General features: G+C 38.2%; 4 protein-coding genes and 1 other RNA gene. 4 read left to right on the plus strand and 1 reads right to left on the minus strand.

Annotated features, from left to right (window positions below):
• The coding region (locus ACJMMI_RS10120; protein ID WP_405355414.1) for a sugar transferase at positions 1–642 on the minus strand (642 nt) is incomplete at its 3' end.
• Between the two features lie 484 nt (positions 643–1,126).
• Between ACJMMI_RS10120 and ACJMMI_RS10125 the strand changes: the two genes are divergently transcribed.
• The 4 genes from ACJMMI_RS10125 to ACJMMI_RS10140 all read left to right on the plus strand — a co-directional run.
• Positions 1,127–1,426, plus strand: a complete 300-nt coding sequence (locus ACJMMI_RS10125) for a DUF1292 domain-containing protein (RefSeq protein WP_405355415.1) — start codon at positions 1,127–1,129, stop codon at positions 1,424–1,426.
• A 43-nt stretch (positions 1,427–1,469) separates the two neighbouring features.
• A non-coding RNA gene (gene ssrS / locus ACJMMI_RS10130) (6S RNA) lies at positions 1,470–1,659 on the plus strand.
• Positions 1,660–1,766: 107 nt separating this feature from the next.
• Complete coding sequence (locus ACJMMI_RS10135; protein ID WP_405355417.1) at positions 1,767–2,729, plus strand: NAD(P)H-dependent glycerol-3-phosphate dehydrogenase; 963 nt, start codon at positions 1,767–1,769, stop codon at positions 2,727–2,729.
• A gap of 15 nt (positions 2,730–2,744) precedes the next feature.
• Positions 2,745–4,476: glycosyltransferase family 39 protein (locus tag ACJMMI_RS10140; RefSeq protein WP_405355418.1), on the plus strand; the 1,732-nt coding region annotated here is incomplete at its 3' end.

Here is a 4,476-nt window from a genome sequence, read left to right on the forward strand (position 1 = left end):
AATGTCCGACAAAAAGCCGAAATTTTCAAGGTACATAAGATTGTACTTCATCTTCTCAGGCAAAATAGTTTCAACATAAACCTTGTCGGCATCATCAACATTCTGCAAAAGCTTTTCCTCGTCCTTATACATTATAGATGCAAGTGAAGTAATTCCCGCCGGCATAAGCAGGGTTGCGTAATATTCGGGAGAATACATATCAACATACTTCTGCACCTCAGGTCGAGTACCTACGAATGTCATTGAACCTGACAGCACATTAAAAATCTGCGGTAGCTCGTCAAGACGATATTTTCTTAAAATTCTTCCTACCTTAGTAACTCTTGCGTCACCGTTTGTTGTAACAAGAGTACCGATTTGGTCGGCATTCTGCACCATTGTGCGGAATTTGAAAATTCTAAACACCCTGCCATAAGTTGTAACCCTCTCTTGTCTGTAAAAAACAGGGCCTTTTGAGGTTGCCTTTACAATTACAGCAATAACCGCAATAGGGATTATTAGAATAATCAGAATAATTAGCGAAAAGATAATATCGGTAATTCTTTTCAATGCAAGAGAAACAGACTTTTGGGCAATAATATCGTAATAATGCTTTACCTCTTCATTTTGAAATTTTGAAGGTAATTTGTCAAAAGCTCTCATAGTTCCACCCTTCGTACAGTTTTTATCTGTAAAACAAAAATCAATGCTTTAAAAAAGCTAAAACCATTTTATCAAGCAATATTTAGAATTATATATCTTTTCAAAGGTTTTTTCAAGCGTTATAATAGCCATTATAATGTAAAAGAGAGTAAATTTAACTAAACACTTTTTACATATAGTAAAAACCGACGACTATAAAGTCGCCGGTTTTTAGGTAATTTGATGGAGTAATCAAGCACATTGAAAGGAAGTTGTTGTTTAATGTGTATATATAATAGCATACCGCTTGTAATTTGTCAACACTTTTATTGAATATTTTGTAAAAAAAATATATATTTTAATTAAATGCGAATAATGCTTGACTAATCGCTTAAAAAATTGTAAAATAAACTTGTACAATTAAGACAGCACAGGGTAATTGATTTTTATAATTCTTTTTATAGGCTGTATTTATTTGGAAGTGCTAACGAAAGGATATATTATTATGGATAACGAATTTGATGTAGATCTTATTACTTTAATTAGTGATGAGGGCGAAGAAATAGAATTTGAAATTCTCGATATTATTGAAAACGAAGAAGGTAAGTTCTATGTTCTCTTCCCTTACTATGAAAACCCGGCAGACGCTGTAAACGATCCCGGCGAATACTACATTATGGAAGTATTTGAAAAAGACGGTGAAGAAGAGCTTGCTGAAATCGAAGATGACGAAAAGCTCGACAGAATCGCTGCAATTTTTGAAGAGAACTATTACAATGATGATGAGGAAGACGAAGAGGAGTAATTCTTTTCTTTCTGTCATATAATATAGTAATGGCAATTTGACAAACTCCCTGCCTGATGCGTGAATGATTTTAAAATAACCCTACAACTCTTAAATCGGGAGCCCGACTCTTTAATCGGTGTGCAGACCTCCCGCTTTGGCGGAAGAAGGAAGCCTAATGTTTAAAGGAGAGCACCCACCTGCTTTCTCGTAGGCAGGTTATTATAAAAATCATACGGTCAGGCGGGGCTTTTTGTTTTTTACTTAAAACTTACATATTTTAGCAGACTAAGCCTGCATTTGTGCTAAAAGCCTTTTGCGGGCTGTATTTTTATAAAAAATTTAATTTCAGGTGATATAAATGAATATTTCTGTTTTGGGCTGTGGCCGTTGGGGCAGCTGCATTGCCTGGTATCTTGACAAGATAGGCAACAATGTTATCTCTTGCGGACTTGCAGACGCTCCTGAGTTTATTCAGCTCAGCACCACTCACAAAAACGATTATCTTACCTTTCCTGAGTCGATTGAAGTAACTTCTGATCTTAAAAAGGCAGTTGACCACGCAGAGGTAATTGTTATTTCAATCTCCTCTCAGCATTTGCGTTCTTATATGGAAAGCATCGCACAAAACAACCTTGAGGGCAAAACTATTGTGCTCTGTATGAAAGGTGTTGAGGCTACCACAGGCAAAAGACTCAGTGAGGTAGTCGGTGCATTTGTTGACGAAGAAAAAACGCCTATTGCCGTTTGGGTAGGCCCGGGACATCCACAAGACTATGTAAAGGGAATCCCGAATTGTATGGTTATTGACAGCAAAAATCATGAGGTAAAAGAAAAGCTTGTAAACAGTTTTTCAAGCTCACTTATAAGATTTTATGTTGGCACAGACCTTATCGGCAGTGAAATCGGTGCTGCTGCAAAGAATGTAATCGGAATTGCCGCAGGTATGCTTGACGGCTTTGGCTATGCTTCCCTCAAGGGTGCTCTTATGGCAAGAGGCACACGAGAGATTGCAAGGCTCATAAAAGCACTTGGCGGCAACGAAATGAGTGCATACGGACTTTGCCACCTTGGCGACTATGAGGCCACACTTTTCTCAAAGTGGAGTCACAACCGCAGCTATGGCGAAAACTATGTAAAAGGCGTTAAGTTTGAAAAGCTTGCCGAGGGTGTAATGACCTCAAAAGCTTTGTGTAAGCTTGGCAAGGAAAACAATGTTGAATTACCGATTGTAGAAAGTGTTTACAGCGTTCTGTTTGATAATGTTGATCCAAAAGATGCACTTGGAAAGCTATTTATGCGTTCTGTCAAAAAAGAATTTTAACAGGAAGGTGCAAAAATGAGCAAAACCAAACCAAATCAACAGAAAAAACAGCCTGCAAAACCGACTGATAAAGTTAAAAAAACCGCCGCACCGTTCAAAAAGCGTTGCCTTGTTGAAAGTATTGCGGTAAATATTATTTGCGGTCTTTTGTTTTTAGCCTTTGGCTATGTGGCAATAATGACAATTTTCCAAACCTGCGTTATTGACCCACAAAACTACGGCTCAGAGGTTATTTTATATCAGGACGATTTATTTGTAATCAATATTTTATGTCTTGCAATTTTCACTGCTGTGCTTTTTAAAATCAATAAGCATACGGAATTTTTTGCAAAGGTAAATATAAAATATATGGAAATCGGGCTTTTCGCCTTTTCTTCAATAATCGGACTGATCTGGATTTTCTCTGTGCAGTCTGTTCCTGCAGCTGACAGCTACAACATTTACGAAACTGCAACTCAGGCATCACAGGGAATTTATACATCTCTGTATGACGGCGGAGATTTTTACAATAAAGATTTTTACAGCGGATTTTCATACTACAACTGCTATCCGTTCCAGCTTGGATTTGTGCTTATAAGCGAAATTATTTACAGAATTTTCGGTACAGACAGCACAATGCCATTGCAGGTAATCAATGTGCTCTGCGTTGCGGCGGGTTATCTTGCAGTTGCAAAAATCACAAAGTACATTTTTGGCAGAAAGAAAATTGAATTTATCGTAATTCTTGCACTTGCAGGCTGTATTCAGCCGGTTCTTTTCTGCACATTTGTTTATGGCAATATCATCGGAATGTGCTGTGCATTATGGGCGTCATTCTTCCTTATCAGATATTTCCAGACAAGCAAGTACCTTTTGCTAATTCCTTGCGGAGTACTTCTTGTTGTGTCGGCACTTGCAAAGTACAACAACCTCATTTACCTTGTTGCCTTTGTAATTATGCTTATCATACATACTGTTAAAGAGAAGAAATGGCAGAGCGTTGCATTTGCACTTGCTCTCTGTATTGCGGTTGTAGGTACAAGCAATCTTGTAATCAAAAGCTACGAAGTAAGAGCAAACACCGAGTTTAAAGGCGGCGTTTCTCAGGTACTTTACCTTGATATGGGACTTAACGAGTCATATATGGCTCCGGGCTGGTACAACAACATTGCACTTAGCCTTTACACCGGTAACAACTGTGACATTGATGCCGCACAAACTCAGGCATGGTCACAAATTGACAGCCGACTTAATACAATGTCAAGCGACTTCGACTATACTATTAATTTCTTTGGCAACAAAATTCTCAGCCAATGGAACGAGCCTACTTACGAAAGCATCTGGGTAAGCAAAGTAAAGAGCCACAATACCGATGTTCAGACAGGACTCGGCAAGGCGGTTTATGACGGAAGCACAGGACAGTTCCTTGAATTGTACTTTAACTTCTATATGTCGGCAGTGTTCATTCTCTTTACACTCGGCATTTACTTTATGTTCCTACATAAAAAGACAAATGTACAAACAGTTCTGTTGCCACTCGTATTACTTGGTGGATTTAGCTATCACCTACTGTTCGAGGGCAAATCGCAGTATGTGCTTACATACATCATTCTTCTTCTCCCCTATGCCGCATATGCACTCTGCACAATTCTTGAGAGCGAATACACCGGCATAAAAAACAGCGTAAATAAACTTAAAACTATCCCTGATAAAGAACCAAAAAGCTTTAAAGACACTGAACTTTACGGCAAAATCTTTAAGAATAAAG

It is taken from the genome of Ruminococcus sp., from assembly GCF_045129435.1.
Taxonomy (GTDB): Bacteria; Bacillota; Clostridia; order Oscillospirales; family Acutalibacteraceae; genus Ruminococcoides.